Source organism: Faecalicatena orotica (assembly GCF_003149245.1).
GTDB classification, from domain to species: domain Bacteria; phylum Bacillota; class Clostridia; order Lachnospirales; family Lachnospiraceae; genus Faecalicatena_A; species Faecalicatena_A orotica.
Genome location: NZ_QGDL01000001.1, coordinates 213089 through 236736 on the forward strand (window position 1 = coordinate 213089; position 23648 = coordinate 236736).

The following is a 23648-nucleotide window of genomic DNA, read 5'->3' on the forward strand; positions in this document are numbered from 1 at the left end:
AATCAGATATATAATTCGCACCTACCCGATGTGTCAGAACCTCTAACAGTCCCTCTTCTCTTGACATAACTTATTCCTCCTTATGGTACTGCGGATTAAAGCAGACTTTATTCTGCATTGTTGATAATATAATAATAGTTGGTATGCATCTGGTGATGAAAAAGGTAGACTTTGGTCAACAAATACATTCCTGTACTTTTTAGCTAAAAAAAGATAGTCCTTAGATAGGAAATAAATAACATTTCCATAAAAAATTATAATCTGCCATATATAAATTAATCTTAACAATAATGCAGAATAAAGTCTACCTTTTTCATCACCAGATGCATACCAACTATTATTATATTATCAACAATGCAGAATAAAGTCTACCTTTTTCTGCATTATTTTTACCATATTTTTACATCTCTTCTTTTTGGCTGCACCATTTTTTAAAAGTTTTAAAATCTACATTCAGCCTTCTGGATGCCTCTCTTGCGCTGATTTCCTGCCGTTTCCACTCCCAGTATACATTTTCGAATGTTTTGGGAATCTTAAGGGACTCTCTCCCAAAATGTACGCCCCTTGCTTTTGCCACTGCAATTCCCTCCGCCTGTCTCTGTCTGATGCTCTCGCGTTCGCTCTGCGCTACAAAAGACAAAAGCTGCAGTACAATATCAGCAATCAGTGTACCTACCAGATCTTTCCCCTTCCTTGTGTCCAGAAGCGGCATATCAATTACTACAATGTCTGCTCCTATTTCCTTCGTTATGTACCTCCACTGCTCTATTATATCCTCATAATTTCTTCCCAGGCGGTCGATGGATTTTACGTACAGGACATCGTCCCGTCTGATATTTCTGAGAAGTCTTTTATATTCGGGTCTGTCGAAATCTTTTCCGGATATCTTTTCCACGTAAAGATTTTTTTCCGGTATCTTCAGATGCTCCATTGCAACCAACTGTCGTTCTACATTCTGGTCTTTAGAAGATACCCTCACATAACCAAAGCATTTGTGCATTCCTTTCCCTCCTTTTACGACACAACTATTATCGCACATTTATGCGGCAGTACCCGCTGGTATATTTTACCAGTTTTCGAACTAAAAAGTAAAACAAAAGTAACTATAATATTATATATAATACATAGAAACATTTTTCGTAATCATCCATAATCTCATAATCGAAAAGATTCATAAAATACCAGACAAAAAAGAAGTGCCCTTAAGAGGTACTGCCGGTATACTGCGAAAAGCCTGAATCTTTTCGCAGTATACCGGCATGAAAACTGATTCCATAACTATCAATTTTCACCTCTTCTGAACACTTCTCCTGACAAAAACAGTTCTATCATCTATATATGCACTCACTGTGCAGCTCAAACAAGCTCTAATAAAATACTTTGCCTTCTTCCAGAATTTCCGGCTTACCGTCCCTTACTTCTACAATGGTAACAGCACAGTTCTTCGGAACGCCATTTATCCAGAATCTGGATATATCGGTTTCCCCTTTGATGCAGTTTAACATGGCCGTCAGAGACGCACCATGAGTCGAGATAAGGATTGTTTTGTCTGTAAATTCTTCCCTATTGTATAATTCCTCCAGAAATTCCTGAACCCTTTTTTCCACTTCGGGTATGGACTCTCCGCCTTTTGGTACTTTATAACCGGCCGTGTCCGTAAAGAATTTATTGAATTCATCACTGTCCGGATCCCGGTTTTCCCCTCTGCAGCGCATCCCCTCACAGACTCCGAACCCCATTTCCTGAATCCTTGGTTCGTCATATAGAGGAACTGTCCTGCCTGAAAGTATGATCCGGGCAGTCTCACGGGCACGGGCCAGAGGGCTTGTGTAGGCTGCATCGAAGGTTACATCCTTCAGTCCCTCTGCCGTCTGTTTTGCCAGATGCCTGCCATAGTCGTTCAGGGGGATGTCCGAATGTCCCTGTACTTTTCCTAATTTATTCCACGCCGTCTCACCATGACGAACTAAATATAATCTCATGCCATACCTCCTGATTTATGTCTATATGTATCTGTATAGTATAAACATTCCTGTTCCTGCCGTCAAGTTACTGCGCAGGCTGTACCCTGCCCCTAATTTGTGCTTGTCTTCTTCCTCTACACCCGCTATAATAATTTTTAAGATATTGAAGCCATACTGGATTTCATATAATTTCAAGGAGGAACTATCATGGAAAAGATAACAAGCTTCACCATAGATCATTTAAAATTAATTCCCGGACTCTATGTTTCACGAAAGGATTTCATAAACGAGCATCCTGTCACCACCTTCGACATACGTATGACGAATCCAAATGAGGAACCCGTCATGAATACAGCCGAAGTACACACGATTGAACACCTCGGTGCTACTTTTTTAAGGAACCATCCTGCATACGGGAACAAGGTCCTCTATTTCGGCCCAATGGGCTGCCGTACCGGATTCTATCTGCTTCTGGCAGGCAGTTATGACTCAGCCGATATCGTTCCCCTTATGCAGGAAATGTTCAGCTTTATATCCACTTTTGAAGGAGAAGTCCCCGGGGCTTCTGCGAAAGACTGCGGGAATTACCTCGATATGAATCTGCCGATGGCCAGATACCTGGCAAAAAAATATCTGAATGAAGTACTCATAGACATACAGGATACACAGATGTACTATCCCGGATAACTATGAAAACAAAAAAGGGAACTGCCAGCCGCAGTTCCTTTTTCTGTTATATGCTGTCATACTTCTTATTTCCCGATCAGCAGTACGATGCTTCTTTCCTTTAGCTCAATCATCTTCTGATTTTCAAGCGGAATACTGCTCTTTTCTACTCCCAGCCTTGTCTCTGTCACCCGATACCACTTTTTCTTCTTTCCCAGCGTCGGCAGGGCAAAGGAATGCTTTTCCCAGTGCATATTGTATGCAATGAAGCAGTCATTGTCTTTTAGTCCGCTGCCACTGTATAGAATTCCGAGCTGGCGGCTTGCAATCTCCGCCGGAATCTGCCATGCATTCTCTCCGTGGTAAGATACGTCCGGCGTTCCGCATGCGGTCTGGTCCAGCCCCAGAAGAAGGTCCGCACGATGGAGCACAGGATGTGATTTTCTCAATGCAATCAGTTCCTTCACATACTGGAACAAGTCATCGCTGGTCTTTTTCTTACTCCAGTTGAGCCAGGACAATTCATTGTCCTGACAATACACATTATTGTTCCCTTTCTGTGTATTCCCAAATTCATCTCCCGCCAGCAGGCACGGCGTTCCCTGAGCCATCAGCAGCAGGAAAAATGCGTTCCGTATCTGGTTCCTTCTAAGTTCCACCACTGCTTTTTTGCGGCTCGGGCCTTCCACTCCGCAGTTCCAGCTGTAATTGTAATCCGGGCCGTCCTGATTGCGTTCCCCGTTAGCCTCATTATGTTTTCCGTCATAGGATACGAGGTCAAACATGGTAAACCCTGTATGTGTCGTGATGTAATTGCAGCAGCCATCTTCTTTTGTGTTATGGCGCAGCGCCCAAATAACGTCATTTACCATGCCTTCGTCCCCCTTCAGGAAACGGCGCATGATGTTCTGGAAGGTATCCTCTTTTTTCATGATTTTGACGCCCTTTAAAAGAGGGTCGCCGACAAGCATATCCCACGGTACGGTATATGGATTCACTACAAAACCATCAACATGATATTCCAGAGTATAGTATCTGAGGCACTCCCATGCTGTCTGCGGAAGAATCCCGGCCGCAAAAGGCATCTCCAGAACGACTTCTATGCCGGCTTTGTGATATTGCTTTACCATCTCCTTCAGTTCAAGACAGGGGTTCCCTGATGCACTGTAGGCCGCCTTAGGGGCGAAGTAATATCCGGGTCCGTATCCCCAGTAATTCTGGTATTTTCCCGTGTACTCCTCGAACTCATAAACAGGCATACACTGGATCTGGTTGATCCCCAGTTCTTTCAGATAGGGAATCTTCCCGGCAGCGCCCAGAAAAGTTCCTTTATGTTTTACATGGGAGGAACTGTGCATCGTGAAGCCCCTGACATGCAGACTATACGCAATCACTTCATGGTAAGGGATCTTCAACTGGGAGTCTCCCTCCCAGTCAAAGGAACCCGTGCTGATCTTCCCGCGTATCTGGTGGGACTCGAGGTCTGCCTTCTCTCCAAATGCATGCTGTCCCGTGATTTCCCTGACGAACGGGTCTATACTCACCCGTCCGCCAATTCTGTAATTATATTCATACTTATCCGGCTCCAGCCCTTCTACTGCCAGAAACCGGACCTCACCCACAGCCTTTTCTTCTGGCATGGAGAATACCTGCCCGGGGACCTGTCCGCCCTTTTCGTACAACATAAGTTCACAAGCGGCTCCCGCGGGTACCGCCACTGCAAAATTCACCCTGTCTTTTACGATTCTTACTCCCAGTGGATATGGAACTCCCTGCACTTCTCTCATATTCTCTAGGTCCTCTCTTCCTTTTACTGCCAGCCGTCGGTGCCGTACATCTCTACATTTTCCTTATTGATAAAGAACGTCTCTTCATATGTCTCTCTCTCGTAATCATCGTCGTCCAGAATTGCAATTCCTACCTCGACAGCTTTCTTCCCTATATTGATCGGTGACTGGGCCCCTGTCCCTTCCATTAAAGTCCCCGGTTTCGATAACTCACTTTTCACTCCGGGTGAACCATCCACGCCGTATACGAGAACATCTTTCCTGCCGGCCTCTTCAAGCGCCTCGACTGCCCCAAGCGCCACCTGGTCATTCCCGCACATAACAGCATCAATCTTCGGATTGTCGGTCAGAATTCTCTTCATCTCTTCCTTTGCCGTATCTTTTTTCCCTTTTACATCTGCTCTCGCAAGCACTTCAAAGCCCGCATTCGTAATCGCACTCTCAAATCCCGTAATTCTCTCATTGATAGAATTCATGGAAGGGCATTCCAGTATGACAATCTTTCCTCCGTCAGGACGGTGTTTTACAAGATCCTCCCCGCACAGATAACCTGCGTTCTTATTGTCCGAACCTACATAGGCCGTAATCAGGCCGGTTTCCTTTACCTGTGTATCGATATTGATTACCGGGATATCCGCTTCTTTCAACGCCTCCAGAGCCGGTGTGATCTTCTCCCAGTCAACCGGGCATAAAAACACGGCATCCACGCCTTCTTCTATCATTTCCTGAATCTGCTGTATCTGAAGCTCCACATCTGAACCCGGGTCCTTTGTAACCAAATGGTATTCCTTTTCATTCAGAGATGTCTCTATAGACTTCTTAAGGGTATCGAAATAAGGATTGCCCATATCTATACAGCTATAGCCGAAGGTATAGCCGTCGTACACTTCCTCTTCTTCCTCGCCGCCATCCTCATTCTCTGTTTCCTGTACTGCATTATCTTCAGGCGTACCTACATTTTTCTTGCAGCCCGCGAGCATCATGGATGCTGTCAGAACTACAAGGAGTACGCTCAGTATTTTCTTTTTCATCTGTTAACCTCCTACATGTTTCTGAATCTGTCAATCACCTGCTTCTTCCATTCTACCGTTTTTCTCCCCAATGTCAATAGTTACTGTTCACAGGCAAGCCTGTAAACAGTAAAGCGCCTGCTCATTTAAAGTCGCCTGCAGCGAGGAGCAGGCTTATTGGCTACTTTACGTTCTTCCTCCCAGCCTATCAGCGTAGTGATAGGCTGGGGAGTGAGCAGTAACTGTCAATAGCAACAACTGCCATCCCGTGTATGTTTCCCCTTGCTTTTTACTCTTCTTTTTGTTAGAGTTAAGGTATATCCAAGGGCCGCATCAATCTGCACCCGCGGAAGGATCTGCCGATAAAACTGCAGAATAAGCCAACCAATAAAGGAGATCATCTATGAACGAAGAAAACGAATCACTCACCGTAACATTAACACTCGACAACAATGAAGAACTTGAGTGCGCTGTACTCACAATCTATGAAGTGGACGGACAGGAATATATTGCCCTGCTCCCCCTGGATGAGGAAGGCAGCAATGAGGAAGGACAAGTCTTCCTTTACCGCTTCTCTGAAAAGACACCGGGTGAACCGGAGCTCGAGAACATCGAAGATGATGATGAATACGAACGTGCTGCTGATAAGTTCGATGAGTGGCTGGATACTCAGGAATTTGAAGACCTGGATCTGGATGACGACTCAGACGAGGAATAACTCATCAACAAAACGGGAAGGGGATGTCTCCTTTCCGTTTTTTGTTTTAACATACACGATTTTAAGCAGTTCCTTTGCTCTGGTCATTGCTACATAAAAAAGCCGTCTTTCCTCCTCAATCCCCTGTTCTTTCAGCGCCTTTTTATAGGGTACCTGACCCTCGTTGGCCTCGATAATGTAAACCGTGTCGAATTCCAGCCCCTTTGCCGCGTGCATCGTCATCAGGCGGACGCCTTCATGATTCAGTTCTTTTTTCTTCTCCCTGAGCTTCAGAGTATTGGTATACTCCTCAACATGCGTAAACCACTCTTCCAGCGTCGCATATGGGCGGGCAGCCTCTTCCAGCTCCGCCATTACCTCGAACAGGTCGCCTGCATTGATTTTTCTTTCCTTTGCATATTCTCTCAGAAAATCGTCATATCCAATCCGTTTCCTCAGATATTGGATAGCCGCGTAGGGAGCCATTTTCACAAGCATTTTCAAGTCCCACTCAAATTGGTCTACCCTGTCCTGCATCCATTCTTTATCACAGTAGAATCTTCTTAAATCTTCGAAAGAAACATTCCTCCCGGACAGGCTGTCCCTGCCAATATACCGCTTCGGCCGGTTCATGATCTGCAGGAAATCCTGTCTTTCACGGCTTCCGAGCGCCATTTTAAAATGTGTCCGGATATCCTTTGCAATAAAATGATTATAAATGTTCGGCATATGCTCCCTCATTTGAAACGGGATCTGCCGCTCTAAGAGGCCTTCCACAAGCGGCCTTGCATCTGTATGGATGCGGAACAAAACTGCAATCTCCTCCGGTTTTACCCCTGACCTGATTCGTTCCTGTATTTCATCCAGAATATATGAGCCTTCCTCAACCGGATCCCGCACCTCCTGTACATGGAGACTCGCCCCTGCCTGTTTATCCGCCCGGATTGCCTTGTCAAAACGTACTTCGTTATGTCCGATCACCTTCAGGGCATTTTCCACAATATTCGATGTGGAACGGTAATTGATATCCAGAAGGATCTGCTTTGCACCCGGAAAATCTTTCTTAAACTGGAACATCAGCTTTGCATCCGCACCCCGGAATCCGTAAATGGACTGATCGTCGTCTCCGACCGCAAACAGATTATTTTGAGGGGCTGAAAGCATTTTAATCACGTCATACTGTACCTGGTTAATATCCTGGAATTCATCTATTAGAATATACTGAAACTTTTCCTGCCACATTTTCAGGATATCCGCCCTGGCACTGAATAATTCATAGCAGAGAACAAGCATATCGTCAAAATCGATTTTTCTTTCTTTTTTACGCTCCTCTTCGTACTGCCGGTAGATATCCCGGAATGCACCGGCATTACATTTTGTTGATTTATAGGTCTCTATATCTAGCCTGTTATTCTTTATCTTCCCGATTTCCGTTGCAATCTCCTGCAGGAAATCTTCTTCATCAAAAATCTCTATATTCTCCTGCTGGTTCACGACATGTCGGATCAGCTGGTATTTTTCTTCCTCTGATAAAATATTCTGAGGCCCAAACCTGTAGGCCCATTTCAGAATCCCATAGTATATTCCGTGGAACGTGCCAACAGTGACAGGAAGTTTCTTACTTCCCATCAGATTTATAAAGCGGTTCTTCATCTCCGTGGCCGCATACTTAGTAAAAGTAATGACCAGAATTTCTTCTGGCCTTACTTTTTGTTCTTCAATCAGATATTTCATTCGGTTCACAATTGTCAGGGTTTTCCCGGAACCGGGACCCGCCAGTACGAGACATGGGCCTTTCCCATGAGTGACTGCCTCTGTTTGAGCCTTACTGAAACTCATATATACCTCTTTCCCAGTCATTTGTTCAGCTTAACTTCTCAATCGCAGTTTTAATCCTGCTTATAGATTCTTCTTTTCCGAGAATCTCCATGATCTCCGTGGCACCTCCGGGTGTGTTCTGTTTTCCTGAAACAGCGGTTCTGACCGGCCACATAACATAACCGTTCTTACAGCCCTTCTCTGCCACGTACCCTTTCAGCGTTTCGAACAGGGCATCATTACTGTAATCTTCCTGGGCCTCCAGAAGCGGAAGCAGTTCTTTCAGTACTTCTAATGATGTCTCCTCATTCGTCTTCATTTTCTTATGGGTGTACATTGCCGTATCATACTCCGGAAGTTCTTCAAAGAAATCAATCTGCCCTGTAATGTCCGGGAATACCTCGATCCTTGACTTTACAAGTCCGGCAATCTTCTTTAGGTCATAGTCCTTTTTGATGACTTCTTTTATATATGGCTCGGCCATCTCATAGAACCGGTCAAAGTCCATTGCCTTTATATACTCCCCGTTCATCCACTTTAACTTTACAGTGTCAAATACCGCCGGTGACTTGTTCATATGGCGGTAGTCAAAAGCTTCCACCAGCTCCTGCAGGGTGAAAATCTCCCTCGTATCCGCCGGGCTCCAGCCTAAAAGTGCTACGAAGTTTACAACGGCTTCCGAAACAAATCCCTGCTCGATCAGGTCCTCATAAGAAGAATGCCCGCATCGTTTGCTCAGCTTCTTATGGTTCTCATCTGTAATCAGGGGACAGTGTACATAAACAGGGACTTCCCATCCGAATGCCTCATACAGGCGGTTGTACTTCGGTGCAGAGGAAAGATATTCATTTCCCCTTACTACATGGGTGATCTCCATCAAATGGTCATCGATTACATTTGCAAAATTATAGGTCGGGAACCCGTCTGATTTGATCAGGATCATATCATCGAGTTCTGCATTCGGGACTGTAATATCCCCGTATATCTCATCCTGGAAAGTTGTCGTGCCTTCATTCGGTACGTTCAGACGGATGACCCACGGTGTCCCTTCTGCCAGCTTTGCCTCCACCTCTTCTTTGGAAAGCCCGAGGCAGTGCTTGTCGTATACAACAATATCTGTCCCGTCTTCAGATACAGAAGTCTTTAAAGACTCCAGTCTTTCTTTATCACAAAAGCAATAGTAAGCATCGCCCTGTTCCACAAGTTGTTTTGCATACTTCAGGTATAATCCGGAAGCATTTCTCTCACTCTGCACATATGGGCCGTACCCGCGGTCTTTGTCGGGGCCCTCATCATGAATCAGGCCTGTTTTTTCCAGTGTCCGGTATATAATCTCGAGAGCCCCTTCCACAAAGCGCTCCTGATCTGTATCTTCCACACGGAGGATAAAATCGCCCCCCTCATGCTTTGCAATCAGATATGCGTATAACGCCGTCCTTAAATTTCCTACATGCATCCTCCCTGTCGGACTTGGTGCGAACCTTGTTCTTACTTTACTCATGTCATTTTCTCCATTTTCTGTTTCTTATTTTGAATTTATCTGGTATGTCTTTACCAGTTTTTCAAGTGCATCATCGACTCTGCTGTATATCACTACATCTGCCAGCTTATCTGAATAATGCTCCTGATTTGTAATAAGGATCAGCTTCTCCCCATTGTAATACTGAATCAGCTGATGGCACAGTGCTGCGTGCAGGCTCGTTCCCAGAACAAGCAGCACATCTGCCTTCTGAATCTCTTCGGCAGCTTTCGTCACAATGCCATTATCTACCATCTCCCCGAACAATGTGATCTTCGGGCGGATTGTATTCTCACATTTTTCACAAAGGGGAATCCCCTTTGCATTCTTCATGTACTCTATCGGATATTCCTTCCTGCAGTGGGGGCAGAAGTTATCATACACGGAACCGTGCAGGTTGACCACGTTTTTACAGCCCGCCCTCTCTAAAAGTCCAAATATGCGTTTGGTAATTGAACATTGTATCAGGCCGTACCCTTCCAGTTTCTGGAGGTTCATAAATCCCTTTCCCGGCGGTATCTCTGTCTGCGCAAGAACCTCATTTTTGTAAAATTCAAAAAAAAGTTCCTTCCTGGTTGCATAAAAGGCACTGCTCATGATCTCCTCCACAGAATAACCGTACTTCTGCTCGATATCATATGACACAGCCCCGTCCCTCAATCCGGGATATCCATTCTCCAAAAGCATCTCAATCCCGCTCATCGCAACAGTATACTGACTCTCTTTCAGCATTTGTAAAATATTAGCGCCCGGCATACTCATCCCGCCTTCCTATTCCTTACACATTTGCCGCAGGTTTCATTGTTAAAATCATTATAAATCAAGTCCCACGATTGTTCAACATTTCAATTCACATTCCTAATGTGTATCTTTCGGAACCGTTTTTTTTAAGTGCACCTTAAACAAGGTGTCCATAATAAATACGGCAAGTGAGATAACCCCCGCAATTTCCAGTGTCTGTGTCAGGTAATAACTGCACTGTGCACTGTCATTGGCTATCAGATAATAAACAATCCGGTACATACCGGCACCGGGAACGGTCGGCAGAATACCCGCTATCAAAAATATGGTCACCGGGGCTTTAAATACTCTGGCAAAGATGTGCGAGGTCAGTGCGATTGCAAGTGCCGAAAAGAAAGATGCCAGTACGGCATCCACGTGGCACTGCACACTGAACAGATAGACAAAACCGCCGATCGCACCTACGATCCCATCGTGCAGCATGTACTTCTTCGGTGTCTCCAGCAATACCGCGAATGCAGCCACGGCCACAAAACATCCCGCCACCCCGAATACCAGCATCATATCAGCCCACCTCCCCGGAAGAATACGCCTGCCAGTGCAATGCCCGCACCGACGCCAAGTGCAACTGAGGCCGCAATCAGGAATGCCTCCAGTATTCTGGCCCCTCCGGAAATATAATCCCCCTGAAGTGTATCCCGCACCGCATTCGTAATTGCCACACCGGGAACCAGGGGCATGATCGAACTCATAATGATAATATTATCATTCACAGACGGTATGACCTGTTTCAGTGAAATAGCAGCCAGTGCTATCGCAAAGGAAGACAGCATGTCCAGAATGAAACCATTGATCCCCAGCCGTTTTCCAATGGTATGCGTCAGGGCAAGCACCGTACCGGTCAGGACTGCCGCCCCTACTTCGGTAATCCCTCCGCCAAACAATGGTGCAAATCCGGTGGCTGCAAGGATTGTTGCCAGATTATAGATCCATGTGCGGTGCTGTTTCCCGCCGGCCTTTTTCAGTCTCTCATAGGATTCTTCCAGCGTCAGCCCGCCGGAACAGTACTTTCTGGATATATCATTTACTTCCATGATGCAGTTCAGGTTCGTCCCGCGTTCCTGCACACGCTTCGTGGCAGTGATCGGCTCCATGTCCGGGCCCCCTAATGTCGCCACAAGACCTGTCATCATCACAGTAGCCTCCACCGTCTGTGTGCCCGCGGTACGAAGGATATGGTTCATCGTATCTTCCACACGGTACGTCTCGGCTCCGCTGCACAACATCAGTTCCCCCGCCAGGACCGCTGTATTCATAACAAGTTTATAATCCATATTTATATGTCCTGCCTTTTCAATCCACTTATGCCGGGAATCTGGTATTCCCCAGAGCGTGTTTGATAAATCATGTATACAGCTGATTTATCAAACACGCTCTAATCCCCGGCTGTATAAATACTTAAACATTTTAACACAAATACATTACTTGTGAAACCCCCGATTACTTTAACTGTACAGTTACCTGAAAACCGGAGAAGATTTCCTGAAACTCTTCGAAATAATCTGGAGGAGCAGAAATCACTAAACCACTGCCTCCACTTTCACCAAATGCCATGCTGCCCACTTCCGGCGGCAGACTTTTGATCATGACCAGCTTTGACAGATTCGTATTAGCAAAAGCGTAATCAGCAATACGCGTTACAGAGGATGGAAGTTCATAGGTCCCGATTCTGCCGCTTGGAAATGAAACGATTGTTGTCATACCCTTATCAAACAGCACCCCGTCTACTTGCGTATAAACCGGGTTTCCATCTCCCGTCCATATACAGAACAGCTCCGGTAGTCCGCTCAGTGCACCGTCTTCAATATAAGTTATATTATCCGGAATCTCAATATCAGTGATTCCCTCCCCGGCGTTATCAAATGCACCACTCACTATCCCCGTACAGCCTTCAGCAGGAAGGACTAAGTAACCGTCATCAATCTGGGCCTCCTCCGGTATAAAGCGGCAGAGCAGTCCCTCCTCATTAATTTCGAATCCTGCCGCTGCATTCACAGTTCCGTCTGAAGGAGTGTCCGGTGCAGTTCCATCATTCGGCACATCCGTGCCAGTGCCTTCGTCCGGTACATCGGGCGGCACAATTTCCGGCGTGTCGGGCAGAACCGTTTCCGGTATATCAGGCACCACATTCTCCGGTGTGTCAGGCAGTACTGTTTCTGGTGTACCGGGTACCACATTCTCTGGTGTACCGGGTACCACATTCTCCGGTGTGCCGGGTATCACAATCTCCGGCGGGTCCGGAGTGAAAGGGTACTTTCCATATGTATTTTCACCTGCTGCATGGTGATCCATCGCTATATCCGGTCCGGAATACAAATTTCCCGTCAGATTCATACCACTTTCATCCGGCAGAACGACTGCCGGCCCGATATACATATTCGCATTCTTTAGCCTTACAGCACCGGCCTCCATATTTTTCCACGGGAATTTAACACTATCCGGCCACTGTGTCAGAATCTTTGCCGGATCCCATCCATTAATGTTTCCTGCTATCGGCTGGTATGGATTCTTTGTCATTTCTTCCATCATCTTTGTATCTGCTGACGCAATTTCTGCATAATTCAACTCCGGCAGTTCATATGCCGTCCCCGTCAGAATTATCATCGCCAGCGTGGCACCCAACGCCGAAAGCATTCTTCTTTTACTTAACATGTTTCTTGTAATTTTACCGCAATATTCCATAATCCCTCACCTGTACCTTCTATAATTTTCCAAACACCACAATTACTGATTTTACAAAAGAAACGGCAGCGCTGCAACTATTATGCAACATTTCTTTGCTTTTTTGCAGAAACATGCTGCTGTACATACCATTCTGGTGTGCACAGCAGCTGAAACATCACGATTTTACACAAGAAAAAGGAATGCTGCAAGCTTTTACAGCATTCCTTTACGCTTTTTTAATATCCCCCGGGCACTCCTGTTACCAGCTCCCGCCGCCTCCGCCGCCGAAACCGCCTCCGGAAAATCCGCCCCCTGAGAAGCCGCCTCCCGTAAAACCTCCGCCTCCGTGACCTGTTCCCGAGGTCACAGAAGGCTGAGGCACGGTCAGGGTCGACGCTGTTTTGTTCAGGCCGCTTATCATCAGCCTGTTAAACATATAATAGTCGAAGAATGTATAGCTGTGATATGGTGTATACCACTGTGGTGCAGCCAGAGACAAATTCTTCAGCTTTTTTGCAAACACGTCCGAGAGACCGAACACATATGCATACGGTATCACGTGGTAAAACCATTGAGGATCGGTCTTTGCCAGTTCATTCATCCGGTCCAGTTCTGCCGTCTCTATGAAATCTCTCAGACCTGCAATGCGTCCCATCCACTCGGCACACTTGGGAGTCCTGCTCTTCATAAAACCTGTCATGCCGATCGATGCGCCAGTCATGACAAGCAATGGAATCAGGACCCAGATATAATCAAACACCTCTCTCTGGATCACCCGCATGATATAACTGCCTGTATAGACTGCCGTAGAGAGAAAACAGATTCCGAGTGTAACAGCAGCCGTCCCTTTTCGTGACACATTCGCTTTTGCATACCAGTCATCAATATTGGAACAGAAGATCAGCATGCCGGCCAGCAGCACGGCCCACAGGACCACCTGCAGGATCCCCCTGCCTATACTTGTATAAGAATAAATACTGGTAACCGCCATAAACCATGCAAGTGGCAGCGTACATAAAACCTTCGAAACCACGCGGGAAATCTTTGACCCGCGGGTATACAGCATATCATTTCCACCGCTCTTGAAGTAATTCTTCAGTTGTGTCTTTGCCATGTCCAAAGTTCCCCTGAACTTGTACTGAAGTTCTGAGATTTTACGTTCCGCCCCCCGCTCAAATAGTTTTCGGAAGACCGTATGCTGGTAATTCGGTGCATCTGCCGGAAGCTCTGAGAGCTTATACAGACACAGTTCATGGTCCGCCATTTCTTCGATCCGCACATACCCTTTATCCGCCCAGTAGATAATCAGGGAAAGAACATCCTTGTCCTCCACGCTCCCGTCAATAATATATCCGACCGCGGCACTGTCCAGCCCTTCCGGGGGCTGGTACTGGATCGATGTAATAATCGGTTCGTCTTTTCCAAATTTTAAAAACAGGATCAGTATCAGCAGGAATACTGCCATCCCCGGCAGGAATAAAAGCCATCTTAAAAATGACAGACTGTTCGTCCCTGTAAAATAGCCTTTTTCCACGGGAGCATAAAAAGTAATTCCTTCCCCAATTCTCAGGTCCGTCTTTAATATACCGGTTACCGTATTGCCATCCCAGGTTAATTTCAGAATCTCCTTTGCATTCTCGATTCCCCCGTAACTACCATAGTAAAAGCGAAGCTTGCTATGATCTATTTCCTTCGGAAATGTGATACTAAATCGACTCCCCGCCGGAATTCTGTTCTGCCACTGGGCAGGCATGACATTGTATGTTGTCTCATAATAGTCCTCTGCCTGTACCCTCGGGATGACTGTGTACGAAATCTGATACTCTTCCTGAGCCCCCGCAAAGGCATCCGCATCCCCGAGACGCAGGACCTTGCTGCCATTTTCTGATGTCACATCCAGACCGGAGTCTGAATGAATGTCCGTAATTTTCGCATGATACGGAACCGGCCTTAGCTTTGCATTCTCATCAAGGGAATAGATAACTCCCTTGTACGGGATATGGCGGTAAATCCCATGCCTTGCATCCAGAAAATCCACGCCGATATGTTCCGTCACCTCATAGGACCGGTCTTCCCTGACAACAACGTCTGTATTAAAATACCGGGTATTCATGGCCGTATCCTGTTCTACCCCTGCCGTTGTCGTTGTCCTCTTCTCCACAGCCCCGGAGCCGAATGTCAAAAGCAGCCAGATCCCGCCCCAGACCAGAAATGAAACCGCTCTCCCGCTCATCCTCTTCATATGCATATCCCCCTGACAGCGCCGTTAAAATGATACCTTTACATTTTCTCTCTGGTCAGCCGTTTCCACTTCGTACAGCGGTTTTCTCCTGAATCCGAAAATACCTGCCAGAATATTGCCCGGGAACATCTCGATCTTCGTATTAAAACGGTTTATAACACCGTTGTAGTATCTTCTGGATCCCGCAATCTCTTCTTCAATGCGTGAAAGCTGGTCCTGAAGCTGGATGAAGTTCTGGTTTGCCTTCAGGTCCGGGTAAGCTTCCGATAACGCAAATAGAGACTTCAATGTATTACTCAGAATATTATCATTTTCAATCCGCTCCTTGGCAGTCGATGCATTCATCGCTGCATTCCGCGCGGAAATGACCTTCTCCAGAGTCTCAGACTCATGCTTTGCATAACCTTTGACAGTCTCCACATAATTAGGGATCAGGTCATACCTTTTTTTCAAAGATACGTCCATTGCCGAAAATGCCTCTTCCGCTTTGTTCCTCAATTTGACAAAACCGTTATAGGAACTGATAAGCCAGATCACAAGAATCACTACAACTGCGAGAATAATCCATAATGCCATAATTACTGCCTCCTTCGGGTCTTCCCCAATACATCATCTGTCTGCATATACGCTTGTTATTTCTTTCTGTCATTGTATCGCAATCCATACACCGATGCAATCATTAATATTTCCATACTCTACATATTATTCACCATTATTCACAATCAGACGTTTCTTTAGACATGTCAATTTCTGCAATTGCTTTATCCAAAAAGATTTCCCCGTCTAAATGTTCAAGTTCATGGCAAAAACATTTTGCCATCTCCCCCTCGCCGGTCAGAATCAGCTCCCCGCCATTTTCATCCAGTGCCTGAATCGTAACTTGCTCTGGACGGATGGTCTTTACAAAACGATTTGGAAAGCTTAAACAGCCCTCCACACATTCCTGAACACCACTTCTTCCAATTATCTCAGGATTCACCAGTTTCAGGGTATGGCCGCAATAATCGATTACGACCAGTCTTTTCAAAATTCCCACCTGGTTCGCCGCCAGCGCCGCACCATTCCCGGTCTGGTGCAGTGTCTCCATCATGTCCCCGAGTATCTGCCTGATCCTGTCATCTATGCATTTCACTTCTTTACACTTTTTTCTCAATAAAGGATCACCCTGATACCGTATGTTTCTAACTGCCATTTTTTCCTCCTCTGCTGCTGTCAGCTCTTGATTTTCTGACACTTTCCTGAAATAAAAAGATTTCCTCAATGGTGCACCCGAATACTTGTGCGATATCATGTGCCAGCCAGATAGATGGTTCAAATTTCTCCGTTTCTATTGCATTGACTGCCTGTCTGGATGTCCCCACGAGTTCTCCAAGCTGTTCCTGTGTCATGCCTCTTTGTTCACGAAATTCCCGGATTCTGTTTTTCATTTACTTTACACCTCTATACTTTATCATCTTCTCCTGTAATTATATGTCTTCCCCAGAGTAATGTCAACCTTACATCCGCAGTTACAGTAAAGGCACTGAAAAGCCTGTTACCGTCTGCTTTTCAATGCCTTCTTCACTGAATATACTCTTTAAAAAAATTTTTCCTGACTGCAGAAGCCTATACATTAATTTCGGCTTTTACTCCCAGCACGTCATGATTCTCCTCAAGCAAAGGATTGATCACACGGCCTAAATATGCCTCAACCTGCTCTTTTGCACGTCCCACATATTTGGATGGGTCCATCGTCTTCTTCAGGTCTTCCAGACTCATGTTGAATGCATCGTCTGCGGCAATCAGTTCGAGAAGGTTATTATCCAGTCCCTTCTCCTTCACATTGCGTCCCGCTTCCATAGAAAGCTCACGGATTCTCTCATGAAGTTCCTGTCTGTCCCCGCCGGCTTTTACGGCATCCATCATGATGTTCTCCGTTGCCATGAACGGAAGCTCTGACATCAGACGCTTTTCAATGACTTTCGGATACACAACGAGCCCGTCCACTACATTTAAGCAAAGATCCAGGATACCATCGATAGCCAGAAAGCCTTCCGGCACGCTTAAGCGCTTGTTGGCGGAATCATCCAGTGTTCTTTCAAACCACTGGGTAGCCGATGTAACTGCCGGATTCAGGGCGTCGATCATCACATATCTGGACAGAGATGCAATTCTCTCACTTCTCATCGGGTTTCTCTTATATGCCATAGCGGAAGAACCAATCTGTGTCTTTTCAAACGGCTCCTCGACTTCTTTCAGATGCTGGAGCAGACGGATATCGTTGGAAAACTTGTGTGCACTGGCCGCGATACCTGCAAGCACGTTCAGCACCCTTGTGTCCACTTTTCTGGAATATGTCTGTCCGGAAACCGGGTAGCATGCTTTGAATCCCATCTTTTCAGCGATCATCGGATCGATCTTGTCGATTGTTTCCTGATCCCCGTCAAACAGTTCCAGAAAGCTTGCCTGTGTCCCTGTCGTCCCTTTAGACCCAAGAAGCTTCAGGCTTCCCAGAACATAGTCCAGATCTTCCAGATCCATCTCAAATTCCTGCATCCAGAGCGTTGCACGCTTTCCGACCGTTGTCGGCTGTGCCGGCTGGAAATGTGTGAAAGCGAGTGTCGGCTGTGCCTTATATTCACCGGCAAACTTCGCCAGCTCGGCAATGACATTGATAAGCTTTGTGCGGACCAGCTTCAGTGCCTCGGACATCACGATCATATCCGTGTTATCCCCTACATAACATGAAGTTGCCCCCAGATGGATGATCCCCTTTGCTTTCGGGCACTGCACACCATAAGCGTACACATGTGACATCACGTCATGGCGCACGACTTTCTCACGTTCTTTCGCCACATCATAATTGATATCGTCCGCATGGGCCTTTAATTCCTCAATCTGTTCATCGGTAATATTCAGTCCCAGTTCCTTCTCCGTCTCGGCAAGGGCGATCCAGAGCCTCCTCCACGTCCTGAACTTCTTATCCGGTGAAAATATATACTGCATCTCTTTACTGGCATAACGCTCGGAAAGAGGGCTGACATAACGGTCCGTACTCATAAAATGTTATCTCCTATTCTGTTTCAAATTTTATCCTATTTGATGCCGATACGTTTAAAGACTTCCTGATAGGCATCTTCTACATTGCCCATGTCCCTGCGGAAACGGTCCTTGTCTAGTTTCTCATGAGTCTCTTTGTCCCACAGTCTGCATGTATCCGGTGAAATCTCGTCGGCAAGGATGATATCACCGTGGAATCTTCCGAATTCGATCTTGAAATCAATCAGTTCGATACCTGCTTCATCGAAAAACTTTTTCAGGACATCATTCACCTTGAATGTATATTCTGTGATCTTGTCGATCTCTTCTCTTGTAGCAGCCCCGATTGCGATTGCAAAGTAGTCGTTGATCATCGGGTCGCCAAGATCATCATCTTTGTAGCTGAATTCCAGTGTCGGTGCTAATAATTTTCTTCCTTCTTCGATGCCCAGCTTCTTGGAAAAACTTCCTGCTGCCACGTTACGCACGATGACTTCCAGCGGGACGATCTCGACTTTCTTCACTGCCGTCTCACGGTCGCTTAATTCCTCTACATAGTGAGTCGGAACGCCTTCTTTTTCCAGTACCTGGAAAATATAGTTGGTCATTCGGTTATTGATTACGCCTTTTCCTACGATTGTTCCTTTTTTCTCGCCATTGAATGCAGTGGCATCATCTTTATAATCTACAATTACAATATCCGGATCCTCTGTTGAAAATACTTTCTTTGCTTTTCCTTCGTATAACTGCTCTAATTTTTTCATACATTCACACCTGTCCTTTTTGTTTTTTCCTCGTTAAATGGTACGACTGTCTTTCAAATCGTGAAAAACAAAGTCTCGCAGGCTAATTATAATACAAGGCAGAGGGAAAATCAATATACCCTCTGCCTTGTATAAAATAATGTTCATTATTTATTTTCGCGTGAATATATAAGTAATGCTTATATATCATATTGTATTTATCAATATTCTTCTGAAAGTTTCCCCAGAAACTCCTTCATCCTCGTGTTGTCAGAGCCGAATACTTCATCCGGAGTCCCCTGTTCGGCTATGACTCCCTTGTCCATGAATATAATATGGTCAGCCACATTTCTGGCAAAATTCATCTCATGTGTCACAATCACCATCGTCATATGCTCTGCAGCCAGATCTTTAATGACCTTCAGTATCTCACCTGTCAGTTCCGGGTCGAGGGCCGATGTCGGTTCATCGAAGAATAAAATTTTCGGGTTCATCGCAAGTGCCCTTGCAATGGAAACCCTCTGCTGCTGTCCGCCTGACAGCTGGTAAGGATAAGCGTTCTCCTTATCCTGAAGTCCCATTTTCTGAAGCAGTGCCCTTGCCTCGGCAAATACCTCGTCTTTATTTCTTTTCTGCACCTTGATTGGTGCATCGGTAATATTCCTTATCACAGAAAAATGGGGAAACAGGTTGAAGTTCTGAAATACGAGTCCGTACTCTCCCTCATAATGAATCTCCCCCTCATCCGGTGCCTCAAGATTCGTTGCACAGCGCAGAAGTGTAGACTTTCCTGAACCGGAAGGCCCGATGATCGCAAGGACTTCGCCCTCCTCTACCGTCAGGGAAATATCCTCAAGCACTCCAAAGCCGTCAAAGCTCTTTTTTATATGTTTCATTTCCAGCAAACTCATGACATTTCCTCCTATTGGTAGTAATTCAGCTTCTTTTCAATCCCCTCCATGATAACAGCCACGACAAGATTGAAGATATAGTAGAATATCCCTGCCGCAACAAGAGGGATTACAGAAGTCTGTGATGACGCAATCATCTTGGCCGTCGTAAACATTTCGGCAACTGCAATCGCAAATGCCAGAGAAGTATCCTTTACAAGTGTGATTACCTCATTGGTTACAGACGGCATAATCCGCTTGATTACCTGCGGGAAAATAATGCGGAAGAAGGTCTGCACCCTGCTGTACCCCAGGAGTCTCGCCGCTTCATACTGTCCTACCGGCATGGATTCGATCCCGCCCCGGTATATCTCGGCAAAATACGCGGCATAATTGATCGCAAACGCAATCAATGTCGCAGTGAGCCTGTAGGAAGTGGAGATCCGGATTCCGAATATGTAAAACGGCCCGAAGTAAACAACCATCAGCTGCAGCATAAGCGGTGTTCCGCGCATAATAGATATGTACGCCTTCGTGATCCACTGTATGACCTTAATTCTTGACATCCTTCCAAATGCAACAATCAATCCCAACGGCAGGGAAAACAAAAGCGTAGCCACAAATATTTCAATCGTAACCAGCATTCCGCCTGACAGCTGCCCTATCATCGCCATAATACTAATCTTCATTTCATCGTCCTCCGGGTCTTAACTGGATAAAAAGGCCAGATACAGTTCCTGACCTTTTTTCCATCTTTTCTTATTTTATTTGCCTAAAGTAACAGAGTCCTCAACACCCCATTTTTTTGCAATCGTCATGAATGTGCCGTCATCTGCCATCTCATTTAACGTCTTCTGAACCTGGTCTCTTAACTTTTCATTGCCTTTGTTGAAGCCAACCGCATACTGCTCTGAAGATATTGTTTCGTCAAGTGTTATGTAGCCGCCGTTTCTGGAAGCGATCTGATATTTTGCAACACCGACATCCATCGCAACCGCCTCTGCCGCTCCGGCCTCCAGATCCATGAATGCGGTATTATAATCCGGCACCTGTGTCAGTTGTCCGAATGTATCCGCAAGTTCCTTCTGGTCGCCTTCCAGTGCTGCCAGCGCCGAAGAGTCCGCCTGCACCTCAACAATCCTGCCTGCCAGGTCTTCCAGTGATTTGATACCGGAATCCTCTGCCACGACAACCACCTGGCTGTTGTCCACATATGGATCAGACCATGTGTAATCATCCTCGCGGCCATTCATCGTAAATCCATTCCAGATACAGTCGATCGTACCTGAGCTTAATTCCATATCCTTTGCATCCCAGTCGATCGGCTGCTTTACAAGCTCCCATCCATTCCTGTCACACACTTCCTGGGCCAGGTCCAGGTCAAATCCGACATATTCACCATCGTCATCCTTATACCCATAAGGCGGGAAACTTGCATCGAATCCAAGTGTAAACTTATCACCCTCCGCCTTTTCTTCATTGACCACTTCTGTCTTACTCTTTGTCTCTTTCTTTTCTGAACTGCCGGAATCCTTCGCTGTATCTTCTTTACTTCCGCACCCTGTAAGAGCCGTTGACAGCATAAGTGTCGCAGCCAGAGCCAATGCTAATTTTCTTTTCATAAGTTCGTCCTCCCTTGCGCAGTGCTTTATTCTTTTATCAATTGATTACTTTACCACGCTAAATCGCTTAGACAGCATATCATACATCCAGACAAAAGTCAAGATTCTGTGCCGTGAAAACAGCTAAAAACAGCGGCTAAGGGGAAGAACTTCCCCCTGGCCGCATTTCATTTTATATATGGCTTCTTCTGTACTGCTGTTTCCATTTTTCAAGCATCACCGCGCTTGGCTCCATCTGGAGATGGCTTTTGATGTCCTCCATTTCCTGGCGCATCTGGGCATTGATTTCTACATAATCGTCGTGTTTTGTCAGGAGGATGTGATATTCCTCCAAAGACATATATCTGTATGATGCATACAGATACGGCTTCAGAAGTGCCTTATCTTCGCAGATCTGATATGCCCTGTCATACATTTTTGCAGATTCCTGATATAGGAACAGCCTTCCATAGGCCGCCCCCAGGCCCGCATATATTTTCCCGTAAAATTTGGGATCTACGCTCTCATCCGGATCTTCGTTGAGGATCGCCTGATATACCAGAATTGCCTCTTCTATCTCACCGCTCTCCAGCAGGTTGTCACCCTTATACTTCTGGCGTTCGATATCCTTCTGGTTCTTCAGGCGTTCCAGTACATTCTGGATACGGATCATCTCCGGCTCACGGAATATCTTGGAGCTTTTTAGAATCGTCAGTACAAACTTCTCAACTGAGCCGTTCAGGCGGATGACGTCCCGCAGGCTTCCTGCAAGTACGGTCAGACCTACTTCCTCTTCCAGCCAGTTGCAGAGCTGCTCATTCATAATCGTGTAATCAATCAGGTAGAGATTATTGCACAGATAATAGCATAATTCTTCAATTGTATATATCTTGCAGTGAATCCTCGTGATCTCATAAGGATGCGTTGCGTGTCTGTCATGACAAAGAATTAAACTTCCCATCATTGCCTCCTAAGTGAATTATCTTCTCTTCCTGAAAATCCGTAGGCAGGAAAAACTCCCCGAATCCTACGTCCCTTGCCGTGATTTTGCATGTCTTTTCATCGAGAAACAGTGTTTCCAGCTGCAATCGCATAGAGTATTCCCCGCGTTTCGGGAAATTCTCAAGCGGGATCACTTCCGTCTTCAAGGTTCCCTGTATCAGTGATTCCACATGAAGTTCGATGTCTTCCACGTCCTCCAAAAGAACCTCCCACTGATTATTCGATTCATACCAGTGGGCCCCCCACGATACGATCGGATACCACATCTCCTGCCCGTCCACCCTCATATTGACTGTGATCTGGTCCGTCAGCTTCGTATCCGACAGATAGACCGGGTCCTCAATATGCATGTACATCTTGCGGTAGGCTGTGTAGCAGGCGCCCTTGCTGTAAAGGTTATTGCCGATAAAGGCCCTTCTGCCGTTGCAGAGCACACGCAGGGATGTGGGGTACCAGTTATTCTCAAACCCTTCCCCTGTCAGGAATACAGAAGAAACAATCCTTTTGTCAAATACGCCTTCAATAAACTTCCGGAACCGCATATCGGCCTCTTTTGCCTTATCCTCATTCAATACCGGATATACCGCCGCCAGTTCCTTCATATGCGCACTGGCCACCTCGTCGACCGTGACAAACGTCGTCTTTCCCCCGCCCAGTCCGGGCTTCAGGCGGCGCAGCATATATGCCTTGATTTCATTCCTGTCACAGCAGAACAGTGCAGCCTCATACTGCCACAGTTCCTTCGGCTGGTAAAACAGGTAGTTGCAGAAACTTTCCTTATAATCCTGAATAAAAATATGCCGCTTATCTATGTTCATCCGCACCGCAATCCCGCGCAGGAGCTGCGCCAGTTCCTCGTTCAGTTCCGGCACGCTGAAAACAATCCCGTCAATCTGCGGAAAAGACTGCAGTGACATCTGCACGAACTTGGACAGAAGCCATACTGCATCATACGTTTCCTCCCCAAATTCAATCTTCTCCCCTGCCAGGCTCTTATCAAGAAGTCTTGTGACTGTAAAACCTTCTTTGACCGTCACCAGACGCTTGGCCTCCTTGCCGTAGGCCCACGTATCCCTCAGCTTTCCGATGATCAGCGGAATCTGATAGTTATCCGCATCCACCTCCATAGTCTCCGGTTCGAGCTGCTGCTCATTATAGAAACTGATCTGGCAGGTCTTGTCATTTATCTCATATCCAATTATATTCCCTTGTCCCATCACAGACCA

The 23648-nt window shown here is 46.1% G+C and carries 23 protein-coding genes; 2 read left to right on the top strand and 21 right to left on the bottom strand.

Annotated elements, in window-relative coordinates:
• Nucleotides 1-400: 400 nt before the first annotated feature.
• Both A8806_RS00965 and A8806_RS00970 read right to left on the bottom strand, forming a co-directional pair.
• Nucleotides 401-1000: a recombinase family protein gene (locus A8806_RS00965; protein ID WP_109729290.1), complete on the bottom strand. Its 600-nt coding sequence runs from the start codon at nucleotides 998-1000 to the stop codon at nucleotides 401-403.
• Nucleotides 1001-1367: 367 nt separating this feature from the next.
• On the bottom strand, nucleotides 1368-1982 hold the full coding sequence (locus tag A8806_RS00970) for a histidine phosphatase family protein (protein ID WP_109729291.1): 615 nt from the start codon (nucleotides 1980-1982) through the stop codon (nucleotides 1368-1370).
• Nucleotides 1983-2171: 189 nt separating this feature from the next.
• On the opposite strand from A8806_RS00970, the gene A8806_RS00975 reads away from it, so the two are divergent.
• Nucleotides 2172-2651 carry an S-ribosylhomocysteine lyase gene (locus tag A8806_RS00975; protein WP_109729292.1) on the top strand — a complete coding sequence of 160 codons (480 nt, stop codon included), beginning with the start codon at nucleotides 2172-2174 and terminating at the stop codon, nucleotides 2649-2651.
• A 65-nt stretch (nucleotides 2652-2716) separates the two neighbouring features.
• Here the strand turns inward: A8806_RS00975 and A8806_RS00980 are convergent, their stop codons facing one another.
• Both A8806_RS00980 and A8806_RS00985 read right to left on the bottom strand, forming a co-directional pair.
• Entirely contained in the window at nucleotides 2717-4417 is a 1701-nt protein-coding gene (locus A8806_RS00980) for a glycogen debranching protein (RefSeq protein WP_109729293.1), read from the bottom strand.
• A 23-nt stretch (nucleotides 4418-4440) separates the two neighbouring features.
• On the bottom strand, nucleotides 4441-5448 hold the full coding sequence (locus A8806_RS00985; RefSeq protein WP_109729294.1) for a sugar ABC transporter substrate-binding protein: 1008 nt from the start codon (nucleotides 5446-5448) through the stop codon (nucleotides 4441-4443).
• Nucleotides 5449-5830: 382 nt separating this feature from the next.
• Here A8806_RS00985 and A8806_RS00990 point away from each other — a divergent pair, with 382 nt between their 5' ends.
• Nucleotides 5831-6145 (top strand): DUF1292 domain-containing protein, encoded by a 315-nt coding sequence (locus tag A8806_RS00990; RefSeq protein WP_109729295.1) that lies wholly within the window; start codon nucleotides 5831-5833, stop codon nucleotides 6143-6145.
• Here A8806_RS00990 and A8806_RS00995 read toward each other — a convergent pair.
• From A8806_RS00995 to A8806_RS01075, 17 genes are all read right to left on the bottom strand, one after another.
• Nucleotides 6131-7963, bottom strand: coding sequence for an ATP-dependent helicase (locus tag A8806_RS00995; RefSeq protein WP_109729296.1), 1833 nt, complete (start codon nucleotides 7961-7963; stop codon nucleotides 6131-6133). The genes A8806_RS00990 and A8806_RS00995 overlap by 15 nt on opposite strands.
• A gap of 25 nt (nucleotides 7964-7988) precedes the next feature.
• Complete coding sequence (gene gltX, locus A8806_RS01000) at nucleotides 7989-9443, bottom strand: glutamate--tRNA ligase (protein WP_109729297.1); 1455 nt, start codon at nucleotides 9441-9443, stop codon at nucleotides 7989-7991.
• Nucleotides 9444-9467: 24 nt separating this feature from the next.
• Entirely contained in the window at nucleotides 9468-10217 is a 750-nt protein-coding gene (locus tag A8806_RS01005) for an SIR2 family NAD-dependent protein deacylase (protein ID WP_181368532.1), read from the bottom strand.
• A gap of 102 nt (nucleotides 10218-10319) precedes the next feature.
• Nucleotides 10320-10766, bottom strand: a complete 447-nt coding sequence (locus tag A8806_RS01010) for a threonine/serine exporter family protein (RefSeq protein WP_109729298.1) — start codon at nucleotides 10764-10766, stop codon at nucleotides 10320-10322.
• Nucleotides 10763-11536 carry a threonine/serine exporter family protein gene (locus A8806_RS01015; protein ID WP_109729299.1) on the bottom strand — a complete coding sequence of 258 codons (774 nt, stop codon included), beginning with the start codon at nucleotides 11534-11536 and terminating at the stop codon, nucleotides 10763-10765. The genes A8806_RS01010 and A8806_RS01015 overlap by 4 nt, the downstream gene beginning before the upstream one ends.
• 166 nt (nucleotides 11537-11702) lie before the next feature.
• Nucleotides 11703-12944, bottom strand: coding sequence for a leucine-rich repeat protein (locus A8806_RS01020; protein WP_109729300.1), 1242 nt, complete (start codon nucleotides 12942-12944; stop codon nucleotides 11703-11705).
• Between the two features lie 241 nt (nucleotides 12945-13185).
• Nucleotides 13186-15168, bottom strand: a complete 1983-nt coding sequence (locus A8806_RS01025; RefSeq protein WP_242995915.1) for a DUF2207 family protein — start codon at nucleotides 15166-15168, stop codon at nucleotides 13186-13188.
• 24 nt (nucleotides 15169-15192) lie between these two features.
• Nucleotides 15193-15744, bottom strand: a complete 552-nt coding sequence (locus tag A8806_RS01030; RefSeq protein ID WP_181368533.1) for a LemA family protein — start codon at nucleotides 15742-15744, stop codon at nucleotides 15193-15195.
• A 136-nt stretch (nucleotides 15745-15880) separates the two neighbouring features.
• On the bottom strand, nucleotides 15881-16360 hold the full coding sequence (gene def, locus A8806_RS01035) for a peptide deformylase (protein WP_109729302.1): 480 nt from the start codon (nucleotides 16358-16360) through the stop codon (nucleotides 15881-15883).
• Nucleotides 16350-16595: a helix-turn-helix transcriptional regulator gene (locus tag A8806_RS01040; protein WP_109729303.1), complete on the bottom strand. Its 246-nt coding sequence runs from the start codon at nucleotides 16593-16595 to the stop codon at nucleotides 16350-16352. The genes def and A8806_RS01040 overlap by 11 nt, the downstream gene beginning before the upstream one ends.
• A gap of 178 nt (nucleotides 16596-16773) precedes the next feature.
• A complete protein-coding gene (gene purB / locus A8806_RS01045) occupies nucleotides 16774-18207 on the bottom strand; it encodes an adenylosuccinate lyase (RefSeq protein ID WP_109729304.1) in 1434 nt (477 codons plus the stop codon).
• A gap of 35 nt (nucleotides 18208-18242) precedes the next feature.
• The gene (gene purC, locus A8806_RS01050; protein WP_109729305.1) at nucleotides 18243-18950 is read right to left on the bottom strand and encodes a phosphoribosylaminoimidazolesuccinocarboxamide synthase; all 708 of its coding nucleotides are present in this window, start codon (nucleotides 18948-18950) and stop codon (nucleotides 18243-18245) included.
• A 200-nt stretch (nucleotides 18951-19150) separates the two neighbouring features.
• Nucleotides 19151-19840: an amino acid ABC transporter ATP-binding protein gene (locus A8806_RS01055; protein ID WP_109729306.1), complete on the bottom strand. Its 690-nt coding sequence runs from the start codon at nucleotides 19838-19840 to the stop codon at nucleotides 19151-19153.
• Nucleotides 19841-19851: 11 nt separating this feature from the next.
• Nucleotides 19852-20508, bottom strand: a complete 657-nt coding sequence (locus A8806_RS01060; RefSeq protein ID WP_109729307.1) for an amino acid ABC transporter permease — start codon at nucleotides 20506-20508, stop codon at nucleotides 19852-19854.
• A 75-nt stretch (nucleotides 20509-20583) separates the two neighbouring features.
• The gene (locus tag A8806_RS01065) at nucleotides 20584-21441 is read right to left on the bottom strand and encodes an amino acid ABC transporter substrate-binding protein (protein ID WP_109729308.1); all 858 of its coding nucleotides are present in this window, start codon (nucleotides 21439-21441) and stop codon (nucleotides 20584-20586) included.
• Between the two features lie 172 nt (nucleotides 21442-21613).
• A complete protein-coding gene (locus A8806_RS01070) occupies nucleotides 21614-22381 on the bottom strand; it encodes a hypothetical protein (protein WP_109729309.1) in 768 nt (255 codons plus the stop codon).
• Nucleotides 22356-23639, bottom strand: a complete 1284-nt coding sequence (locus A8806_RS01075; protein ID WP_109729310.1) for a DUF5716 family protein — start codon at nucleotides 23637-23639, stop codon at nucleotides 22356-22358. Before A8806_RS01075 ends, A8806_RS01070 begins: the two co-directional genes overlap by 26 nt.
• Nucleotides 23640-23648: the final 9 nt, after the last annotated feature.